19 protein-coding genes and 2 rRNA genes (1 of these 21 cut by a window edge) are annotated in these 21,090 nt (G+C 66.3%); 3 read left to right on the top strand and 18 right to left on the bottom strand.

From position 1 onward, the window contains the following. From FND50_RS04130 to FND50_RS04085, 10 genes are all read right to left on the bottom strand, one after another. Positions 1–1,257, bottom strand: coding sequence for an MFS transporter (locus FND50_RS04130; protein WP_144284837.1), 1,257 nt, complete (start codon positions 1,255–1,257; stop codon positions 1–3). Then, positions 1,254–1,901: a GntR family transcriptional regulator gene (locus tag FND50_RS04125; RefSeq protein ID WP_025431735.1), complete on the bottom strand. Its 648-nt coding sequence runs from the start codon at positions 1,899–1,901 to the stop codon at positions 1,254–1,256. Before FND50_RS04125 ends, FND50_RS04130 begins: the two co-directional genes overlap by 4 nt. Positions 1,902–1,941: 40 nt before the next feature. Then, positions 1,942–2,382, bottom strand: a complete 441-nt coding sequence (locus FND50_RS04120; protein ID WP_144284836.1) for a RidA family protein — start codon at positions 2,380–2,382, stop codon at positions 1,942–1,944. After that, complete coding sequence (locus tag FND50_RS04115) at positions 2,375–3,967, bottom strand: gamma-glutamyltransferase family protein (RefSeq protein WP_144284835.1); 1,593 nt, start codon at positions 3,965–3,967, stop codon at positions 2,375–2,377. Before FND50_RS04115 ends, FND50_RS04120 begins: the two co-directional genes overlap by 8 nt. Continuing rightward, positions 3,964–4,326, bottom strand: a complete 363-nt coding sequence (locus FND50_RS04110; protein WP_005262088.1) for a non-heme iron oxygenase ferredoxin subunit — start codon at positions 4,324–4,326, stop codon at positions 3,964–3,966. The genes FND50_RS04115 and FND50_RS04110 overlap by 4 nt, the downstream gene beginning before the upstream one ends. A gap of 29 nt (positions 4,327–4,355) precedes the next feature. Then, entirely contained in the window at positions 4,356–5,798 is a 1,443-nt protein-coding gene (locus FND50_RS04105) for an aldehyde dehydrogenase family protein (protein ID WP_144284834.1), read from the bottom strand. Continuing rightward, a complete protein-coding gene (locus FND50_RS04100; RefSeq protein ID WP_144284833.1) occupies positions 5,795–7,033 on the bottom strand; it encodes an NAD(P)/FAD-dependent oxidoreductase in 1,239 nt (412 codons plus the stop codon). The genes FND50_RS04105 and FND50_RS04100 overlap by 4 nt, the downstream gene beginning before the upstream one ends. A 16-nt stretch (positions 7,034–7,049) precedes the next feature. After that, complete coding sequence (locus FND50_RS04095) at positions 7,050–7,406, bottom strand: Rieske (2Fe-2S) protein (RefSeq protein ID WP_005245022.1); 357 nt, start codon at positions 7,404–7,406, stop codon at positions 7,050–7,052. A 68-nt stretch (positions 7,407–7,474) separates the two neighbouring features. Beyond that, on the bottom strand, positions 7,475–8,194 hold the full coding sequence (locus tag FND50_RS04090) for a TenA family transcriptional regulator (RefSeq protein ID WP_005245024.1): 720 nt from the start codon (positions 8,192–8,194) through the stop codon (positions 7,475–7,477). A gap of 152 nt (positions 8,195–8,346) precedes the next feature. Then, on the bottom strand, positions 8,347–8,793 hold the full coding sequence (locus tag FND50_RS04085; protein ID WP_005262083.1) for a heme-binding protein: 447 nt from the start codon (positions 8,791–8,793) through the stop codon (positions 8,347–8,349). 180 nt (positions 8,794–8,973) lie between these two features. On the opposite strand from FND50_RS04085, the gene FND50_RS04080 reads away from it, so the two are divergent. Further along, entirely contained in the window at positions 8,974–10,665 is a 1,692-nt protein-coding gene (locus FND50_RS04080; protein ID WP_144284832.1) for a CdaR family transcriptional regulator, read from the top strand. 3 nt (positions 10,666–10,668) lie between these two features. Here FND50_RS04080 and FND50_RS04075 read toward each other — a convergent pair whose 3' ends face one another. Then, positions 10,669–12,051, bottom strand: a complete 1,383-nt coding sequence (locus FND50_RS04075; protein WP_144284831.1) for an MFS transporter — start codon at positions 12,049–12,051, stop codon at positions 10,669–10,671. Between the two features lie 315 nt (positions 12,052–12,366). Here FND50_RS04075 and FND50_RS04070 point away from each other — a divergent pair, with 315 nt between their 5' ends. Then, the gene (locus FND50_RS04070; RefSeq protein WP_144284830.1) at positions 12,367–13,941 is read left to right on the top strand and encodes a hypothetical protein; all 1,575 of its coding nucleotides are present in this window, start codon (positions 12,367–12,369) and stop codon (positions 13,939–13,941) included. Between the two features lie 39 nt (positions 13,942–13,980). Here FND50_RS04070 and FND50_RS04065 read toward each other — a convergent pair whose 3' ends face one another. Beyond that, positions 13,981–14,841 (bottom strand): LysR family transcriptional regulator, encoded by an 861-nt coding sequence (locus FND50_RS04065; RefSeq protein ID WP_144284829.1) that lies wholly within the window; start codon positions 14,839–14,841, stop codon positions 13,981–13,983. Between the two features lie 83 nt (positions 14,842–14,924). On the opposite strand from FND50_RS04065, the gene FND50_RS04060 reads away from it, so the two are divergent. Then, positions 14,925–15,932: a bile acid:sodium symporter family protein gene (locus FND50_RS04060; RefSeq protein WP_144284828.1), complete on the top strand. Its 1,008-nt coding sequence runs from the start codon at positions 14,925–14,927 to the stop codon at positions 15,930–15,932. Positions 15,933–15,939: 7 nt separating this feature from the next. Here FND50_RS04060 and ehuA read toward each other — a convergent pair whose 3' ends face one another. The 6 genes from ehuA to FND50_RS04030 all read right to left on the bottom strand — a co-directional run. Then, the gene (ehuA, locus tag FND50_RS04055) at positions 15,940–16,701 is read right to left on the bottom strand and encodes an ectoine/hydroxyectoine ABC transporter ATP-binding protein EhuA (protein WP_005262077.1); all 762 of its coding nucleotides are present in this window, start codon (positions 16,699–16,701) and stop codon (positions 15,940–15,942) included. 19 nt (positions 16,702–16,720) lie between these two features. Then, complete coding sequence (gene ehuD / locus FND50_RS04050) at positions 16,721–17,365, bottom strand: ectoine/hydroxyectoine ABC transporter permease subunit EhuD (RefSeq protein WP_005262076.1); 645 nt, start codon at positions 17,363–17,365, stop codon at positions 16,721–16,723. Next, positions 17,362–18,093 carry an ectoine/hydroxyectoine ABC transporter permease subunit EhuC gene (gene ehuC, locus FND50_RS04045; protein WP_005262075.1) on the bottom strand — a complete coding sequence of 244 codons (732 nt, stop codon included), beginning with the start codon at positions 18,091–18,093 and terminating at the stop codon, positions 17,362–17,364. Before ehuC ends, ehuD begins: the two co-directional genes overlap by 4 nt. A 22-nt stretch (positions 18,094–18,115) precedes the next feature. Further along, positions 18,116–19,000: an ectoine/hydroxyectoine ABC transporter substrate-binding protein EhuB gene (gene ehuB, locus FND50_RS04040; RefSeq protein ID WP_144284827.1), complete on the bottom strand. Its 885-nt coding sequence runs from the start codon at positions 18,998–19,000 to the stop codon at positions 18,116–18,118. A 226-nt stretch (positions 19,001–19,226) separates the two neighbouring features. Beyond that, a 5S ribosomal RNA gene (gene rrf / locus FND50_RS04035) occupies positions 19,227–19,343 on the bottom strand. Between the two features lie 131 nt (positions 19,344–19,474). After that, positions 19,475–21,090 (bottom strand): 23S ribosomal RNA (locus tag FND50_RS04030) (it continues 1,525 nt past the right edge of the window).

Raw genomic sequence — 21,090 nt, 5'->3', positions numbered from 1 at the left:
TCACTCCGGGTGCGGCAGGTGCGCGCGCCACTTCGTGAGCGCGAGCGCGAGACAGCCCGCGGCCGCGACCGCGCCGAAGACGAACATTCTCGGGTACGTCACCGCCGGGAACGTCTCGGACAGGTAGGCCATCACGGCGGGCGTCCCGAATCCCAGGTACGTGAGCGAGTAGAAGACGGCGGTCAAGCCGGCCAGGTCGTCCGGTCCCGCGATCCGCTGAATCTCCTGCAGTCCCGACACCATGGCCATGCCGTATCCGCAGCCGAGCACGACGGCGGCGGCGAGCGCCAGCGGAACGGTCAGCGCCGACGCGGCAACGGCGGCGACGCCCATTCCGGCGAGGACGACGACGAGTGACACCACGACGGCACGCGCGTTGCGGGGGGTGTCGATCTTGCGGCCGAGTGCCTGGATCGCGAATCCCGCCCCGAGGCCGACCATGCACATGAGCGCCGAGAACGCGAGCGGCAGCCCACCGGTGTTCCCGGACATCAGCGACGGCAGCACCGCGTAGGCGGCGGCCGCCGTACCGAACACCCAGGGGGCGAGCGGTGCGATCACGAACAGGAATCGCTTGTGGGCGGCGGACGGGATCGCGAGGTCGCGGGCGAGCGAGACACGTTCGGAGACCGGCTGGGGCGCCCGGGTCTCGGGGGCCCTCCACAGTGCGACGGCAGCGGCGACGGCGATCGCGCTGTGCACGACGTAGGACAGGACACTCGGCAGTGGCGCCCACTGCGCGAGGACGCCGGCGACGCCCGCGCCGAGGCCGAATCCGCCGGTCAGGCTCATCGCTGCCCGTCGCGCACCGGCACCGTCCGTGGCCGCGGGATCCCACGGCGCGGAGGACAGTTCCTTCACCCAGCTGCCGCCGACGGCCATGCCGAGGCCGAGCGCGATACCGCACAGGACGCGGCCGACGATGAGCATCGCCGCGGAATCGGCGCCGAGGGCCAGGAGCGCGGAACCGGCGATCGTCAGGAACGGTGCCGGGAGCAGGATCGGCCGCCGTCCCAGTCGGTCGGAGAGTGGTCCGCCGAGGAGCAGGGCGGGGACGATCCCGACAACGTAGGCGAACAGGAACAGATCGACCGTGACCGGCGAGAAGCCGTGATCGGCGCGGTACATGCCGAGCAGCGGCGTGAATTCGTTGCCGCCCCACGCGACCGCGAACATCGTCGCGGCCACCAGCAGCCAGGCGCGCGGCGACGCGAGGGCCTCCGGCACCTCCATCGGGGATTCGCGGACGACGGTCATCGCGCAACTCCTCTCGGGTTGAGGGCGTGGACCTGGCGCATGTGGACGAGCACCGCGGCGTCGAACCCGGCGGCGTCACCCGCTTCGACGAGTTCGGTCAGCTGCTGGTGGTCGGCGATGATCCTGGGCAGCTGTCCCGGGTCACGGGTGATCGAGTGTGCCGTCATGCGGCGCTGACGCTCGCGGATGCTGGAGTAGAACGTCGCGAGCAGCGGATTCTCGCCCGCCTCGACGATCATCCGATGGAAGTCGGCGTCGGCGGCGCTGAAGGCGGCGACGTCGCCGCGCTCGGCGATCTCCCGCTGCTCCACGAGGTTCTCGCGCAGGCGGGCGACGAGGAGTTCGCGGGCGTGGGGCTGGTCGGCCAGCACCCGGACGCTGTGCGTCTCGACGAGCTGCCGGGCGTCGACCACGTGTTCCGCCTCGCCGTCCGCGACGGGCACGATGAGCGCGCCCCGCTTCGGGTACAGCCGCATCCAGCCCTCGGACTCGAGCCGGAGGAAGGCTTCGCGCACCGGGGTACGGCTGAGCCCCATGCGCCCGGCGATCTCGCCCTCGCTGATCAGCTCACCGCCGGGCAGACCGCCCGACAGGATGAGCTCCTTGACCTCGCGATAGGCCTGCTCCGCGGCGGAATACAACATAGACACAAGATGTATTTATACTCTGGAGCCGGGTGCGGGTCTATGCGCGGACAGCCACTGTGAGCTCTATCTCCACGGGGGCGCCGGACGGCAGGGCGTACACGCCGATCGCGCTGCGCACCGGCAGCGCGTCGGGTCCCAGGCATTCGACCAGCACGTCGGACGCGCCGTCGGCCACCGCGGACAGTTCGCGGAAGTCCGGGGTACACGCGACGAAGACGCTCATGCGCAGGCACCGGGAGATCGCCGCCGTTCCGCCGACAGCCGCGGCGACGGCGGCGATCGCGTTTCTCGCCGCGACCCCGGCCGCCTCCCGGGCCCGCGGGATGTCCAGGTCCCGTCCGACGATGCCGGTAACCGTCAGCACCCCGTTGCGGCGTGGCGTCATGCCGGCGCTGTACGCGATCCCGTCGTGCACGACGGCGGGAATGTAGCGGCCCTGTGGCCGCGGGGCCGCGGCGAGGGATTCCTGCTCAGACACCGAGTGCTATTCCTTCCTGGCGGGGGTCGGCGGCGCCGGACAGCAGGCCGCGCGCGGCGTCGAGGGTGATGATCTGCGCGCTTCCACCGGCGGCCCACGGACCCTGCAGTGCGACGTCGTGACCCAGGCGCTCCAACTCGGTGCGCACCTCCTCCGGAATGCGGGACTCGCAACGCAGTTCCACCGGGCGACCGACCACATCGGCGTCACTGCCGGGGAAGACGGTGAAGCGGGGTGCCGCGACGGCCTCCGCCGGGTCGAGCCCGTGATCGAGCAGATGCGAAATCAGTTGCATGTTCCATTGCACCTGCCCGTCCCCGCCCGGGGTGTTCCCGACGTGCAGGAGATTCCCGGACGTATCGGTGATCACCCACGCGTTGAGGGTGTGCAGCGGTTTACGCCGCGGCGCCGCGGCGTTGGGATGTCCCGGGATCAGATAGGCGCCGCGGCCGTATCGGTTGTTCAGCACCACTCCGGTGCCGGGGACGGTCATCTTGGCGCCGAACGTGAAGGCGAGCGAGTGGATGAAGCTGACGGCGCGTCCGTCGGAGTCCACCGCGACGGTCGAGGTGGTGTCTCCGGCGCTGACGCTGAAGGCGCCCGACGACGCCTGACGGCCGTCCAGCCGGTCTCTCGCCGCCCCGATCGCGGCCGGCTCGAGCACGTCCCTCCACCCGTCGTTGCCCGCACCGCACGTCGCGAACCGATCCTCGAAGGCCAGACGGGCTGCTCTCGCCATTCGATCGATGGCCGGAGCGGTGAGCCACGGGGAGAATCCGACGACGCCGTCGTTCAGCGCCGCCTGCTGGAGCACCATCCATCCGGGGGTGGGCAGGGGTGTCTGGTGAACGACAGCACCGGCGTAGTTCCCGCTGATCGCGGCCTCCGGTCGCACGTCGGCGCCTGCCGCCCACTCGTCCCCGCCGAACGGCGCCCCACCGGCGCGGAGCGCCTCGACAGCCTGCCGAGCGAACGAACCGGTGTAGAAATCGTGCTCGTCGCGCGCGAGCGCACGAATGGACCGGGCCAGGTCGCGCTGCGGCAGCAGCTCCCCGACCTGCGGCAACCGTCCGCCCGGGAGATACACCGCACGCAGTCCGGGGTCGGCGGCGATCGCGGTCTGCGCTTCTCGCACGTCGTCGCGGGTCTTGGCCGAGCAGGGAAGCCCCTTCTCCGCTGCGCGCACCGCCGGCGCCCAGAGGTCCGTCAGCGAGCGCGTGGCGCCACCTGCGTGCAGCGCGCCGAGGGCGGCCGGCGCCCCGGGAACCGCCACCGCCAGTGCCCCGTCGAGGGGAATCGACCGCAGCCCGCGTTCGGTGTAGAAGTCCACGTCACCGCCGTCGGGTCCGAAGCCGCTGCCCCCGACCGTCCACACCGATCCGTCCGGTTCGCGGACGACGGCGAACGCGTCACCGCCGATCCCGCATTGCCCCGGCAACGTCAGCCAGGTCATCGCAGCCATGGCCAGCGTCGCGTCGATGGCGTTGCCTCCGTCGGCCAGTACGCGGGCACCTACCGTGCTCGCCGCGGGATGACTGGACGAGACCATGCCGTCGGCGGAAAGGGTGGACGGTCGAGGGTTCACTTCATGCACCCCCGCGCGGCCCGCCGGCGCGGGATGGAACTGGTGTCGTCGGGGTCGATGCCGACGAAGATCTCGCCGTCGCGTTCCTCGACCGGGTAGGTCTTGATGGCCACCGTCGCCGGTGGGCACACGGGTTCCCCGGTCTCCAGATCGAATACGCTTCCGTGGCAGGAGCATCCGATGCCGTCGTCGACGAGTTTCCCGGACGAGAGCAGGCAGTCCAGGTGTGTGCAGTAGTTGGAGGTGGCGTAGGCCTTCCCGTTCAGGCGGGCGACGGCGAATTCGTGGTCGCCGGCGAAGAAGCGGCGCACGATGCCTTCGGAAACCTGTCCGGAGCGCGCAACGCGAGTGAATTCCATGGTCTTCTCCCTCTGTCGACAGGTAGGTCTCAGACCGAAGGGCTGAGGTAGACGGTCTTTTCGGCTTGGTAGAACTGCATCATCGACTCGCCCGCCTGTTCCTTGTGGGTTTGCGTGCTCGACGCCTTGTAACCGCCGAACGGCGCGTTCATGCTCATGCCGGTGGTGGGCTGGTTGATCTTCACCAGACCCGATTCGGAACGGCCCGCGAACGCGAGCGCCCTGGTCACGTCGTTGGTGACGATTCCCGCGCTGAGCCCGAATTCCGTGTCGTTCGCGAGTGCGACCGCCTCGTCGAAGCCGGACGCCCGCAGGAAGACCAGCAGTGGCCCGAACACTTCTTCCGTGACCACCCGCATGTCGGGGCTGCCACCGGCGAACACGGTCGGGACGGCGAAATAACCGTTCCCACTGTCGAGACTTACTCCGCCACAGATCAGTTCGGCGCCTTCGTCGCGGCCGATCTGCACGTACTCGAGGAACTTCGAGAGCTGTCCCGCGCTCGCGAGAGCCCCCATGCCCACACCCGGGTCTGCGCCCGGGCCGACGGTGATCCCTTCGGCGAGTTCCACCACGCGGTCCAGCAACCGGTCGTGGATCGCGTCCACCGCGATCACCCGGCTGGTACCCGTGCACGCCTGCCCGGACAAGCCGAAGGCGCCCTTGACGATCAGTGCGGCTGCCTTGTCCACGTCGGCGTCGCCCAGGACCACCACAGGGTTCTTGCCGCCCATCTCGAGCTGACTGCGGCGAGACGGACCCACTGCCGCATGGATCGCACGGCCCACGTGAGTGGATCCCGTGAACGTCACGGCATCGACGCGTTCGTCCGCCGCGACCGCGGCACCGGCACGACCGGAACCCTGGACCAGGGCGAGGGCACCGGCCGGAAGTCCCCCGGCCAGCAGCGCCTCGACCAGTCGCTGTCCCATCAGCGGCGTGAGTTCGGACGGTTTGAACACCACGACGTTTCCTGCGGCCAGCGCCGGTCCGAGTTTGCGCGACGGAATGTTGAGCGGGAAGTTCCAGGGGGTGATCGCCCCGACGATTCCGACGGGTTCGCACAGGGTGATGACGAGTCCCTCACCCGGGGTGGGGTATGTACTGCCGGTGGTGCGGAGCGCTTCACCGGCGTAGAAGCGCAGGTTCATCGGTGTGCGGCCGACTTCCATGGTCGCCTCGGCCAGGGTCTTGCCCTCCTCGCGGACGAGTTCGTCGACGAGTTCGCCTGCCCGTGCCTCGAGGTGTGCGGCCGCGGCCTCCAGGATCGCCGCGCGGCGTTCCGGAGGCGTCGCGGCCCACTGCGGCGCCACCTTGGCCAGCGCGCCGACGGCGGCATCCACGTCCGCCTCGGTCGAATCCGGGAACATGCCGATCACGTCGGCGGGATCCGCGGGATTGCGCCGCTCGAACGTCGCTCCGGAAGACGACGGGACCCACTGCCCGTCAATGAGATTGAGTCCCTCGATCATGACACCGTCACCAATTCCTCGTCGTCGTCCATCAGGTCGAACAGGTCGACGTCCTCGTCCACCAACCGGGCAGGCGCGATCGACCGGCCGATCAATTCTCTGGCCGCGCTGATCTCGTCGCCGCGGTCGAGTGCGAAGGCGCCGCGCACAACACCGCTGTCCAGATAGAAGGCGGTGAACTCGCCGCCGTCGGCGCTGCCGCGGAAGACCAGGTCGGTGTAGCGGGCGGTGCCGGTGAACTGGATGTTCTTGCCGAACTGGTCGGACCAGAACCAGTGCGCGGGGTCCACCACCCCGACGCGTCCGAGCATGAGGTTCGCGGTCGCCGCCCCCTGCTTGCTCGCGTTGTCGAAGTGTTCGACGCGAACGTGCCTGCCTGCCGCGTCGGAGAATCGTGCTGCCACGTCGCCGGCGGCGTAGACGTGTGGAATCGATGTCCGCCCCTGTGCATCCACGAGGATTCCGCCGTCGACGGCCAGTCCGGAGGCCTGCGCGACCTCGACGTTGGGGACGATCCCGATGCCCACCACCACGACGTCGGCCTGAAGCACCTCGCCGCCGTCGAGGGCGATGAGCACGCCGTCCGTCCGGGTCGTCACGGTGTCGACCCGGACGCCGGCGCGGACGGTGACTCCGTTCTCCCGGTGCAATCGCGTGCAGACGTCGCCCATCTCGGGTCCGAGGATTCGGGCGAGTGGCACCGCGTCGGCTTCGAGGACGGTCACCTCGGCCCCCAGGACTGTTGCGGTGGCGGCAATTTCGAGTCCGACGAAGCCGCCGCCGATCAGCACCAGGCCGATGCCGGGACGAAGGTGGGTGGCGAGCCGTTCGGCGTCGTCGATCGTCCTCAGGTAGTGCACCCGTTCGGGCGCAGGTCCGTTCACCGGCATCGTGCGCGGTCTGCCGCCGGTCGCGACGAGCACGGCATCGGCCGCGATGCTCCGCCCGTCGGACAGGTCGACCGATCCGCCGCTCGGATCGATCCGGGTCACCGTCGTGCCGGTGAGGAGTTCGACGTTCTGTTTCTCCCGCCACGCGTCGGGAAGCAGCATCAACGACTCGCGATCCTCCTGCCCGGCAAGGAATTCCTTGGACAGTGGTGGGCGCTGATACGGCGCGTGCGGCTCGTCGCCGACGAGGACGATCCTGCCGTCGAACCCTCGGCGCCGCAGGGTGCGCGCCGCGACGGCAGCGGTCTGACCGGCGCCGATGGTGACGATGGTGTTCAACGTCATGAGGTCACTCGCTCTCTCAGTCGACTTCGGCGGGCGAAGTCGCGGTCTCGGCGTAATCGGGGCTGCGGGTGAGATCCACGTAGACGACGTCGTCCTCGACCTTCACCGCGTAGGTCGGCTGGCACAGGTCCTGGTCTTCCTCGTAGCCGGTGTCGAGGTCGAACGCCCACTGGTGGCCCGGGCAGATGACCCGCCCGTGCAGCAGGGTGCCTTTCGCCAGTGACCGATCCTGATGGATGCACAGATCACGAAAGGCGTAGATCCGGTCGTCGGCCTGGAACAGGGCGACCGCGGTGTCCCCGACCTCGACGCGAAGCTTCCGGCGGCGGCCGAGCTCACGCACGGTGACCAGCCGGGTCCAGTTCGTCTCCATCGTTCTCTCCTGTCGGGCGAGATGCCTGCGTCCGGAGGGGCCCGGTGCGGGCCCCTCCCTTCGCACGGTCAGGCGGTCGCAAGCTCGAGGTCGGTTGCCACGTACGTGTCGTAGAGTCCCTTCGTGTACGAGAAGCGCATCTCGGCTCCCCACTGCACGAGTTGCAGGCAACGCTGCTGCAGTTGCGGGGTATCCGCGTGGTCGAGCACGATCTGGTATCCACGCTCACCGTGCACGACGTCCGACGTGATGTGCAGGTCGAAGAATTCGATCTCGTCCTCGGTGAACCCGTACACCTCACGCAGAGGGATGATCTGCTTCTTGTAGATGCTCGGTACCTGCGACTCGAGTCCGACGACGAGCGCGGCGGTGGCCACGACGAAGTGCTCACGCTGCGAGACCGCGTAGCACCAGGACTGCAGACCACGGGTGATCGCGTTCATGTTCGACGGATCCTCGACACGTTCCTTCGTGGTGCCACACGCCTCGGCGAACTTGATGAGGAGGTCGGTGTGCCGGATGTCGGCCAGTTCCTCCTCGTACATGTTCTGGAGCGTGAAATCCTTTGCATTGGTGAAGGTGTCGGGGGTGTTCGAGTAGATGTTGGCGAGGTAGTCGGCGAAGGGGCCGACGTAGTGGTAGTGGTTCTCCGCCCACCGCGCGAAATGGTGCTTCTCGAGCTTGCCCTCGGCCCACGCCTTGCTGAACGAGGCGTTCTTCGCCTCGCGGCCCTTGATGGCGTTCTCCAGAGCTGCGCGGAAATCGTCCCTGCCTAGAAGTTCGGTCATGATGTGCCTCGTCTTCCTCGAGTATGAGAATGGTTGGGGATGCTCCGACTGGAGTGAATTCGACGTTATCGACTCACGGCCTGGCCGACCACGGTCGAAGTGACTGCGTTGGAAGGGTTTCGATGTGCACGTTGTCGGCACATCGTGTCCATTCAGCTGGGCACTGCGGCGAGGGCTTCGAACTCGGCCAGCATCGCCGCTCCGACTGCCTTGTCCTGCTTGCCGTTTCCGCCGCTGATGCCTATGCCGCCGACGATCTGGCCGTCGAAGACCAGGGGAAATCCACCGACGAACACCGCGAACTTGCCCGGCAGCATCTGGCTGATGCCGAATGCCTCGTTGCCGGGCAATGCCGGACCGTCGGGAGCCTCGTTGAACAGGTGCGTTGCCCGTTCGTGGCCGGCAGCGGTGAACGCTTTGGCGATCGCGATGTCGACGCCGGTGAGGCGCGCTCCCGGCAGTCGGTGCAGGGCGAGCACGTTGCCGCCGTCGTCGCAGACGCACAGGGTCTGCTTGACGCCGATTTCCTCGGCCTTCGCGCGTCCCGCGGCGAGCAGTGGGAGTGCGTCGTCGAGGGTGATTCGGTGAACCTGATGCATTGTCTTCTCCGTTGCGTATTCGGGAGGAAGTGATGCACCGATTTCTATCACCGGCATCACCGGCGGAACCATGGTCAAAATATCCGGCAATCTCGGCGAAATCAGGGCATAGTGCATAGGCAGTGCAGGCGCGCGCTCCGCCATACTGCACTTTTCGATGCCATCCGAGGAGGGTCCGTAGTGGACGACACCACGACACCGAACGCGGAGGACGAACGACTGTCGTTACGCGGCCTCCTGGAAGAGCCCCTGCTCGCGTCGGCCCGGCTGCTGTCCGGCACGGACGCCCCGAGCGGCCCGGTGACGTGGTGCCTGCCGTGGGGTGAGGTGATGAGCCGGCCCGATTCCCTCGCCGAGGTCGCTGTGTACACCCGGCCGGAAACCCTGTCCGCGCACGGACGTGAACTCGAATCGCTGGTGGCACGGGGAGCCGGGGTCCTTCTCGTCGACGGGTCGGCGCCCGCGGGCACGGTCTGGCCGACCGGACTCACGGTCGTGGAGCTGGGATTTCCCGTCGGTTTCACCGCACTCAACCGGCTTCTCGCCGAGCGCGCACTCACCCAGGAAGCGCACGTGATGCGCTATGCCCTCACCGTGCACCAGTCGCTCGCAGGGTTGCTGCACCGCGGAGCGGGCCTGCCGATGCTGATCCGCGAGGTGGCGACGCTGACCTCGGACGTCGCCGTCGCCCTGGACGTCCGGGGGCGGCTCCTCGCCCACGCGGGCCTCCCGGACACCGAGGACACGGGCACCGTCGCCCTGCTGGACGCTCTCGCGGACGCCCTGCCGCGGCTCGAGGAATCACCACCGGCACGAATGCACAACGTTCACGTGCTCCGCCTGGAGCATCCGGACGGACTGTTCGCGCCCACGACGGCAGTCGCCGGGGCCATGCAGCTGGCCGGCCGCTACGAGGGCTGGATCGTGGTCGTCGTGCCCGGGGCGAACCCCCGCAGGCACGACATCGCACAGCACCGGGTGGTCGTCGAACAGGCCGGGACGATCATCGGCACCGAGATGCTCCGGCAGCGGAGCGTGGACGAGGCCGAGGAGCGGGCCCGCGGCGACTTCGTCCAGGCTCTGGTGCACGGCAACTTCGCCAACGACCACGACCTGCGCACCCGGGCCGCGCTGCACGAGATCGATCTGGACCTGCACTACATCGTGTTCGTCGCGCCCGGCCTCGTCGACCGGGCGTCGGGACGGCCCGGCGCGAGCATGGTCCGGCTGGCACGGTACGCCGCCGGCGTCCTCCCACGTCCGGGCGTACGTTCCCACGTCACCGTCATCGGCGACGTGCTCGTGGTGATCCGCTCGTTGACTTCCGTCGACACACCCGGCGTCGAATCCGAGATCAGCGAGTACGCGCACGCCATGTCGCTCGATCTCGAAACCCGTTTGGGTCAGCGGATCCCGGTGGCCCACGGACGTCCCGCGGCGGGCGCCCGCGATATCGGGGAAAGCTACCGCGAAGCCCGCATCACTCTGGGCATCGCCCAGCGGCTCGGGCTGTCCGGTTCGGTGGCGTACAACGACCTGCGCGGGTTCAGTGTGCTCGCCCGCGCGACCGACACCGACGAGAGCCGACGGCTCATCCGTGACGTTCTCGGCCCCCTTCGGGCGTCGAGTTCGCAGGCTGACACCGAGGAGTTGCTGTTCGCCTACCTCGAGGAAGGCGGCAACATCAACGCGGCCGCGCGGCGTCTCCGGATCCACAGGAACACGATGATCGCCAAGCTCGATCGCACGTCACGGCTCATCGGCATGGATATCCGGGAACCCGAGAACCAGTTCACGCTGTGGCTGGCCCTCCGTCTCGATCTGCTCTCCCAGGTGCAGGACACCGTCAACCACGAGATCGTGACCCGCTAGCCCTCAGACGGCCGCCGGGTTCTCGCCTGCGAACGTCCCGGCGAGTCCGGCGAGCACGACGAGTGCCGCCACGGCGAACAGCAGTCCGTACGGGTCGGCCGCCAGGTGCGCGGCCACGCCCACCCAGGCGGCGCCCACCGCCGAGCCACCGAAGCGGATGAGGTTGAACAGTCCCAGACCGGTTCCGACGGCCCCCGCGGGCGATCGGGTCGAACCGGCCGCGGCGGGCGTCTGGACCATGCCGATCCCCACTCCGGCGACGACGAGCACGGCGCCGACGGCGATCGGGTTCCGGACATCGGCGGACAACGTGATCGCCAGTGCGACTTGACTACTGATCAACACCACCAGGCCGGACCGCATCACCACCCGGGCCCCGATCCTGTCGACGAGACGCCCGACGACCGGCGCCACGCACGTCATGACGACCGGCAGCACGAAGAGCATCAGCCCCGCCTGTGTGGTGGAACTGCCCGAGCCCGTCAGGTAGAGCGGAAGCGCAAGCAACAGCGCGCCCAGCGCGAACATCTGGGTGAAGGCGGCGAGAGCGCTACGCAGGAACCGCGATTCGATCACCAGGTCGATGGGCACGAACGGGTTCGCCGCCCGCCGGCAATGGACCACGAACCCCGCCGCGACGACGGCTCCGCCGCCGATCGTCGCGATGCTGACCCAGACGGGAACCTGCTCCATCGAGACGGTCGTGAGGCCGAGGATCAGCAGGACCGCTCCAAGCGTGACGGTGAACGCCCCGATCACGTCGAGCCGCATCTTCTTGCCTGGGTAGCGCGGGATGTAGCGGAGGGTTGCGGCGAACCCGATCAGCGCGACCGGCACCAGTGGCACGAAAGCCCACCGCCAGCCCCACCAGTCGCTGACGATTCCGCCCATCGACGGACCGACGGCCTGACCGATCCCGTTCACCGCCGCCCAGGCGCCGACGGCACGCGCCCGCCGCGCGGGCCCGAACAGCCACGCGATCAGGCCCATGACCGCAGGCGCGAACGCGGCCGCGGCGATCCCGCCGAGCGACCGCCAGATCACGAGCACGGGCAGGGAGGGCGCGAGCGCCGCGCCGAGCGAACAGACCGCGGTTCCCAGCAGGGCGGCGCAGTACACGCGTCGGCGACCGAACCGGTCCCCGATCCACCCGGCCAGCGGCATCGTCGCCGCGAAGGTGAGGAGGAATCCGACGACGACGAAGATGCCGCTGCCGAGGCCGGCATCGAAGTCCGTGAGGATCGCGTTCAACGGGACGTTGACGATGTTGTTGCTGACCGTGCCGACGAACGTTCCGGCGAGCAGCGCCGCCAGCGCGGGCGACGTGCCGGGTCCGCGTTCGTCCCCCGTGGTTGCACTCTGAGCCTGACCGACCGCCGTGTTCATAGAGTCCACTTTCATCCGAGAATTCGCGTTCCGGCGTTGCCAGTTCTCGCCGGAAACCCTTGCCGTACTCCGCCCACCCAAATTTGGTTAGGCAAACCTAATTATGAACACTGGATTCCGTGAAATGGCCTCTGCCGAGCATTCCTTTACTTGCGCGTGACAACAAGCAATCCCGGCGAAAAATGCCGGGCACAATGCACAAATACGCTGGTTATCGATGTGCACTCTGGACGTTGACCCTGGAAAACGCCCCGCGCAGTATCACTGCACTGTGACTAGTGCCACTAGTCTGTACCTATTTCGAAGGGGCGCACCGTGGATGTAAGTCTCACCGCCGCACATTGGGTGTATCTCGGAGGAATCATCGTCATCCTCGGGACGATGCTCATGCGGAAGAACATCGTCGTCCCCGCCGTCATCGGCACGTTCCTGACCGCCTTCGTGTTCTCCGACAGCCTCGTCACCGGTCTCGCGTCGATTTTCAACGCGAGCCTCGTCGCCGCCCGTGAGCTGTTCAACATCTTCCTCATCATCTCGCTGGTGACGGCGATGCTCGGCGCCCTCCGGCAGATGGGAGCCGACCGGTTGATGGTCGCCCCGTTCCGGCGCATCATGCGCGGCGGCACCAGCAGCTTCATCGTCCTGGCCGTCGTCACCTACACGATCTCGCTGTTCTTCTGGCCCACCCCCGCGGTTCCGTTGATCGGAGCCGTCCTCATCCCCGTCGCCATCCGCGCGGGCCTTCCCCCGATGGCGGTCGGCATGGCGATCGCGATCTGCGGGCAGGGCATGGCGCTGTCGTCCGACTACATCATCAAGGTGGCGCCGGGTCTATCGGCGAAGTCGGCGGGAGTCGATCCGGACGTCGTCGCGGACCGCGCCCTGGTGATGTCCCTGATCGTCGGTCTCACCGCACTCGTCATCGCCTACTCCACGCAGCGCAAGCACATGCGCCGCCCCGCACCGGAACTGCTCACCGACTGGGAGTCACGCGCGGGGAGCGACTTCGGCAAGCCCGGCGGCGACGCCCCCGAGGGCGGTGCGACCCCCACCGGCGGCGGCGCGATCGATCGTGCACCGGCCGAAGCGGCGACGAGTGCCGCTCCCCCGACGTCGACGGCGGTCCTCGCCGAACCCGTCACGGCCTCCGCCCGGCAGGTCATCGACGACACGTTCAAGAGCATCCGTGCCGCAAAGACTTTCGCAATACTCGTGCCCACCGCGTACCTGGCATTCATCGTCTACCTCATGGTCGGCAAGTTCACCGATCTGGTGCCCGACCTCAAGGGCGGTGACGCGGCGGCGATGGTCGGCGGCATCGCCGCGCTCATCCTGTTCGCCGCGGCCGCGACCAACGACAAGAAGGGATTCCTCGAGACGACATCCGAGCATCTGATCGACGGCCTGGTCTTCGCGTTCAAGGCCATGGGCATCGTGATCCCGATCGCCGGATTCTTCTTCATCGGCAACGGTGACTTCTCCGCCGCCATTCTGGGACTTCCCGCGGACGCGACCGGTCCGACGCTGCTCTTCGACCTGGTGAACGCCGCGCAGTCCCACCTGCCGCAGAACGCGTTCGTCACGTCGTTCGGCATTCTCGCCATCGGAATGATCGCGGGCCTCGAGGGCTCCGGATTCACCGGGCTGCCGCTCACCGGTTCACTCGCGGGCGCGCTCGGGCCCGCCGTCGGGATGGACCCCGCAACCCTGGCGGCGATCGGTCAGATGGGGAACATCTGGTCCGGCGGCGGAACGCTCGTCGCCTGGTCGTCGTTGATCGCGGTGGCCGGCTTCGCCCGTGTGCCCGTCCTCGAACTCGCCCGGAAGTGTTTCGTGCCCGTGGTGTCCGGCCTGGTGCTGTCCACCGCGCTGTCCGTGCTCATCTTCTGACGGCTCGACGGCCTCGGTGGGGAGGTTACCCCGCCGAGGTCACGCGCGCAGTCGATCCGCATTCTCGAGGATGGCGGCACGCAGCGCCTGCTCCGGTTCGCTGAGAACATTCCGGCGGGCCTCCAGCACGAATTCGACGTCGACGTCGGGCCCCCATTCGTCGCGCGAGCGCATCCGCACCGGCGCCAGCCCCGCCGGCGGCAGCGTCTCGGCATGGAACACGACGCCGAGACCCGCAAGACAGGCAGCCCGCAACCCGTTCAAACTGTCCGTCACACAGGCGACCCGCGCGCCGCGCCCAGATTTCTCCAGGACGTCGAGCGCCGCTTCCCTCGTGATCGACGGCGGCGGATACGTCACCAGCGGCACCGGCCCCTCGGTGTCCGGAACGAAGTCGGGTGCCGCGAAGAACGCCAGCCGGTCGGTCCACACCAGTTCGCCGTGCCGGTCTCCTCTGCGACGCTTCCCGAAGACCAGGTCCAGCCGGCCTTCGTGCAGTTGCCGGAACAACACTTCGCTCAAGGCCACCGTGAGTTCGAGATCCACCAACGGATGGCTGCGACGGAACTCGCCCAGAATCCGGGGAAGCTCGTGCAGAACCAGATCTTCGGACGCCCCGAACCGGACGCGTCCTCGCACACCGGATTGCGTGAAGTAGCGCTCGGCGTCCGAGTGCCGCTCGAGTATCGACGTCGCGAAACCCACCATCACCGTGCCGTCCGCGGTCAGCTCGACCGAATGCGTGTCCCGCAGAAACAGGCGGCGCCCGGCTGCCAGCTCCAGCTTTCCGACGTGCTGGCTGACCGTCGACTGCCGCAGGTTCAGTCGCCGGGCCGCGGCGGTGAAACTCCGGGTGCGCGCGACCGCGAGAAAGCTCCGCAGATGAACCGGATCGAACATCACCCATTGTTATCACGGTTCGGCATTACAGTAAACGCGACTATCGTCTTTCGAAATATCCGCGTGTTCCATACGGTCGAACCATGCTGACGAAGATCCCGCTGCTCAGAAGACTCGATCCGTTCATTCTCGGCATCCTGATCACCGTCGGGATCGCCAGCCTGATCCCCGCGGACGGCACGGCCCTGACCGCGTTCACCTGGGCCACAAAGGTGGCCGTCGGAATTCTGTTCTTCCTCTACGGCGCCCGACTCTCCACGCAGGAGGCGCTGCACGGCCTGCGTCACTGGCGTCTGCACGTCACCATCCTCGCGGCGACGTTCGTGATCTTCCCGCTACTCGGGATCGCTGCGCGCGTGCTGGTCCCGACTATCCTGACCGAACCGCTGTACCTGGGCCTCCTCTACGTCTGCCTGCTGCCGTCGACCGTCCAGTCGTCGATCGCCTTCGTGTCGATCGCCCGGGGCAACGTGCCCGGCGCCATCGTCAGCGCCTCGTTCTCCAACATCCTCGGCATCTTCGTCACCCCGCTCCTCGTGGCATTGCTGATGACGAGTGAGGGGGCAGGCTTCGACGCGTCCTCCGCGATCGGCATCCTCGTGATGCTCCTGCTCCCGTTCATCGCCGGCCAGGCGGTGCGGCGGTGGATCGGCCCCTGGGTGAAGAAGCACGGCGCGCCGCTCAAGCTCGTCGACCGGGGATCGATCCTGCTGGTCGTCTACGTCGCATTCAGTGAGGGAATGAACGAGGGCATCTGGGGCACACTGTCCGTCGGGCGGCTCCTGGCTCTGCTCGCGGTGTGCGCGGTGCTGCTCGCCGTGGTCCTGTCCGTCACCTGGTTCGGGTCGAAGCGACTCGGCTTCGACCGGGCCGACCAGATCACGATCACGTTCTGCGGGTCGAAGAAGAGCCTCGCCACTGGACTCCCGATGGCCACCGTCCTGTTCGCGAGCCAGCCGATCGGCCTGATTGTGCTGCCGCTCATGCTGTTCCACCAACTGCAGTTGCTGGTGTGCGCGTGGATGGCGGGCCGGCTGGCCCGCCGCGCTGCCGCCGCAGAGCAGACGGAACTCGCGACCAGTTCGAGCTAGCCGGGAATCAGTCGGCCAGCACGGCCTTCAGGAAGGTCTTGGTGCGCTCGTTCTTGGGCGCGGTGAAGATCGTCGCCGGGTCGCCTTCCTCCACGATCCGTCCGGCGTCGAACATCATCACCCGGTTCGACACGTCCCGAGCGAACTGCATCTCGTGCGTGACGATCAGCATGGTGATGTCGGTGGTGCGCGCGACGTTCCTCAGCACGTCGAGGACGTCGGCCACCAATTCCGGATCCAGTGCCGACGTGACCTCGTCGAGCAGCAGAATGTCGGGGTCCATGGCCAGTGCCCTCGCGATCGCGACCCGCTGCTGCTGGCCCCCGGACAGTTGCGTCGGATGCGCGGTCTCCTTGTCCGAGAGCCCGACCGTCTCCAGCAACTCGCGAGCCCGCTGCACGGCCGCGGCCTTGTCGAGTCCGAGAACGTGGATCGGCGCTTCGGTGATGTTCTCGATCACGTTCATGTTGGGGAACAGGTTGAACTGCTGGAAGACCATACCGATCCGGCGTCGGATCCGGCGCACGTACTTCTCCGACGCCGGCACGAGTTTGCTTCCCTTCTCCTCGTGCGTCAACGGTGTCCCGTCCACCCAGATGACGCCGTCGTTCACCTTCTCGAGGGTCATGAGCAGCCGCAGGATCGTCGTCTTCCCCGATCCGCTCGGACCGATCAGGGTCACCCGGTCGCCACGCGCGACCTGGAAATCCAGGTGGTCGAGCACGACGTGATCGCCGAACTGCTTCACGACGTCATCGAATCGGATCATCGGGGTTGCTGTGCTCGCGTCATCGGGCAAGACGTCTCTCCAATCGCCGTATGAGCAGGGACGTCGGGTAGCTGGCGACCAGAAAGATCACACCCGCCAGGGTCAACGGTTCGAGGTACTGGAAATGCCGGGCGCCGAACTGCTGCGCGGCCGTCACCATCTCCACCACGGTGATGGCGAACAGGAACGGGGTGTCCTTGAACATCGACACCGCGTAGTTGCCCAGCGCGGGGACGACGCGACGGATGGCCTGCGGCAGGATGATCGCCCGCCACGTCCGAGTGGGCGCGATGGACAGCGCCCGCGCGGCCTCCCACTGGCCGACGGGCACCGCTTCGATACCCGCCCGGTACACCTCGGCCATGTACGTCGAATAGTGGATTCCGAGTACGACGACACCGATCTGCAGTGGCGACAGTCCCGTGAACGTGTAGTACACGAACAGCAGCTGCACGACGAGCGGCGTCAGCCGGATGAATTCACTGATCGCGCGGACCGGGACACTCACCCATCGCGGCGCGGCCTGCCGGATCAATGCGATGACGAGACCGAGAACGACAGAGATCAGGAAACCGAGAACGGTGGCGATGAGGGTGATCTTGAAACCCTCGAGCAGCACGGGCAGAGCCTCGAACGCTCGGTCCCAACTCCACTGGACGCTCATTGCTTCGCGGCCTCCAGTCCCCGTGGATCGGTGGGCGCGAGGCTGAAGATCTCCCGTAGGGACGGTCCCGTGCCGAGGCGATTCTTCGCCCGCACCTCCAGCGCGTTCATCACCAGTGTCAGCACGTAGCCGATGACGAAGTAGATGACGAGTCCGACGCCGAACGCGAAGAGCGTATTTCCGGTCGTCTGCCGGAGTTGGTCGATCTCGAAGGTCAAGTCCTGCAGAAGGATATAGCTCGCGAGCGCCGTGCCCTTGAGGAGTTGGATCAGGAGATTGGTCAACGGAGGAATCATCTCCGCCCAGGCCTGTGGGAAGACCACCCGGCGCAGCCGCTGCCAGTGACTGAAGTCCAGCGCCGTCGCCGCCTCCCATTGCGATTGCGGCACCGAGTTGATCGCGCCGCGCACCACCTCAGCTCCGTAGGCGCCGTAGTTCAGCCCGAGCGCGAGGATCCCGCAAAGCACCGGGTCGATGAGATAACCGAACAGCGGAACCACGTAGAACAACCAGAAGAGCTGCACCAACAACGAAGTACCCCGGAAGAATTCGATGAAGGCGCGAGCCGATCCCCTGATCACGATGTTGTGCGCACGCGCAGCCAGTCCGAGCGCGAGCGCGAGGACGAACGCGAGGAGGGCGCCTCCCGCAGTCAGTTGGAGCGTGACGACGATGCCTTCCTGGATGCTCGGCCACGCATCCAGGAAGGCATCGATGTTCTCCTTCACAGGCAGCAGACCTCTACGACGATCAGCCGGCCCCGCCGCACAGTTTGGCAGTGGTGAGGTTCGGATCGGGCAGTTCCTCCGCGGTGAATCCGAACGGTCCGACGATGGACAGGTACTTGTCCTTGTCGGAGGTGATCTTGGCCAGCTCGGCGTTGTAGGCGTCGCGCAACTCGGTGTCCTCCTTACGGAATACCGTGCCGCCGGCACCGACCTGTGGTACCCCGTCGATCTCGGCGACGAAGGAGCTGGTCACGTCGACTGGGGCCTGCGGGTTGTTTTTCGCCAGCCAGTTCAGCGAGATCCCGGTGAGCGCAAAGACATCGGCTCGCCCGTTGGCTACGGCGTCCATTCCATCCTGCGGCGACGCCACCTGCATTGCATCGATTCCGAGCTGCTGCGCATAGTCCGATTCGATCGCCCCGGTCATCGCGGCCATCCGCACCCCGCTCTGCTGCACCGACTGCATGTCGGTGAGGTTCGCGGGATTGCCCTTGGGCACCATCAGCGCGGTGGTGTAGTTGAACTCGGGCTCGCTGAACGCTGCCTGCTCGCACCGCTGCGGCAGGATCGACATACCCGCGCTGACGACGTCGAACCGGCGGGCCTGCAGTCCGGGTATGAGCGCTCCGAAGTCGGTGCTCACGCCCTCGACGTTGTCGATGCCCAGGTTCTTGAAGATTTCGCGGTGCAGGGCCACGGTGGCGCCGGTCAACTGGCCGTCCTGCTCGAAGCTGTACGGCGCCTCGCCGGCGAAGCCGACGGTGACCGTTCCGCTGTCCTGCAGTTGCTGGAGGAGCGATCCGCCGCTGGACGTGTCGGTCTTCGTGCACCCCGCCAGGGAGCCGGCAGCCACCATCATGCCTGCGAAGGCGACAGCCGCTCTGACCGCCGGACGTTGTTTCGACATCGTGCTCGTCACCACAGATTCCCTTCGTCACCTCGGGTGATCCGGGAGGACGCGCACCGCACGGCACGACCCCAACGGATCTGCCCGGGCCACGTTACGCAGGCGAAGGACCTGCCATAGGGGAACCGGGGGGACGTTACCGCAGCGTTATCAAATGGCGGTCGGCGAATGTCCTTTGGAATGCCGAAAGCCCCCCAACGTGGTTGGGGGGCTTTCGGTAACGGATGTTCGGCGGTGTCCTACTCTCCCACACCCTGTCGGGTGCAGTACCATCGGCGCTGGAGGGCTTAGCTTCCGGGTTCGGAATGGGACCGGGCGTTTCCCCTCCGCTATGGCCGCCGTAACTCTATGAAACTGTCACACACTCAATTTCTTTTGTTCCCTCAACTCGGTCACCCTGCTGGGTGACCGGTGGGGTTGAAATGAGTATCTGTGTGTTGTTTCAGATACTGCACAGTGGACGCGTAGCTTCTTTGTGGTAAGTCCTCGGCCTATTAGTACCAGTCACCTGCACCAGTTACCTGGCTTCCAGTTCTGGCCTATCAACCCGGTGGTCTGCCGGGGGCCTTACCCCCTCGAGGGGGTGAGAAACCTCATCTTGGAACAGGCTTCCCGCTTAGATGCTTTCAGCGGTTATCCCTTCCGAACGTAGCTAACCAGCGGTGCTCCTGGTGGAACAACTGGCACACCAGAGGTTCGTCCGTCCCGGTCCTCTCGTACTAGGGACAGCCTTCCTCAAGTTTCTAACGCGCGCGGCGGATAGAGACCGAACTGTCTCACGACGTTCTAAACCCAGCTCGCGTGCCGCTTTAATGGGCGAACAGCCCAACCCTTGGGACCTACTCCAGCCCCAGGATGCGACGAGCCGACATCGAGGTGCCAAACCATCCCGTCGATATGGACTCTTGGGGAAGATCAGCCTGTTATCCCCGGGGTACCTTTTATCCGTTGAGCGACACCGCTTCCACTTGCCGGTGCCGGATCACTAGTCCCGACTTTCGTCCCTGCTCGACCTGTCAGTCTCACAGTCAAGCTCCCTTGTGCACTTGCACTCGACACCTGATTGCCAACCAGGCTGAGGGAACCTTTGGGCGCCTCCGTTACATTTTGGGAGGCAACCGCCCCAGTTAAACTACCCACCAGGCACTGTCCCTGAACCAGATCATGGTCCGAGGTTAGAGGTCCAATACGATCAGAGTGGTATTTCAACAACGACTCCACACTCACTGGCGTGAGCGCTTCACAGTCTCCCACCTATCCTACACAAACCGAACCGAACACCAATACCAAGCTGTAGTGAAGGTCCCGGGGTCTTTTCGTCCTGCCGCGCGTAACGAGCATCTTTACTCGTAATGCAATTTCGCCGAGTCTATGGTTGAGACAGCTGAGAAGTCGTTACGCCATTCGTGCAGGTCGGAACTTACCCGACAAGGAATTTCGCTACCTTAGGATGGTTATAGTTACCACCGCCGTTTACTGGGGCTTAAATTCTCAGCTTCGCCATTGCTGGCTAACCGGTCCTCTTAACCTTCCAGCACCGGGCAGGCGTCAGTCCGTATACATCGTCTTACGACTTCGCACGGACCTGTGTTTTTAGTAAACAGTCGCTTCTCACTGGTCTCTGCGGCCCCACCCAGCTCACACTGCAAGAGTGATCACCGGACGAGGCCCCCCTTCTCCCGAAGTTACGGGGGCATTTTGCCGAGTTCCTTAACCATAGTTATCTCGATCGCCTTAGTATTCTCTACCTGACCACCTGTGTCGGTTTGGGGTACGGGCCGTGTGAAAGCTCGCTAGAGGCTTTTCTCGGCAGCATAGGATCACTGAATTCGCCTCATTCGGCTATGCGTCACCTCTCAGGCTGTGTGAATGGCGGATTTGCCTACCATTCGCCCTACAGGCTTACACCAGTATTACCACTGACTGGCTCAGCTACCTTCCTGCGTCACCCCATCGCTTGGCTACTACCAGATCAGGTCCCATGCATCCACATCCAGGGCCCCCGAAGGGGCGTAAGGACGCTTCAGGATGGTTAGTATCACTGATTCACCAGGGGCGCGTTCACACGGGTACGGGAATATCAACCCGTT

The sequence above is a fragment of the Rhodococcus sp. WB9 genome (assembly GCF_007558985.1).
Taxonomy (GTDB): domain Bacteria; phylum Actinomycetota; class Actinomycetes; order Mycobacteriales; family Mycobacteriaceae; genus Rhodococcus_F; species Rhodococcus_F opacus.
Note: the sequence above shows the minus strand (reverse complement) of the source record. Positions and strands in the feature narration are given on the sequence as shown.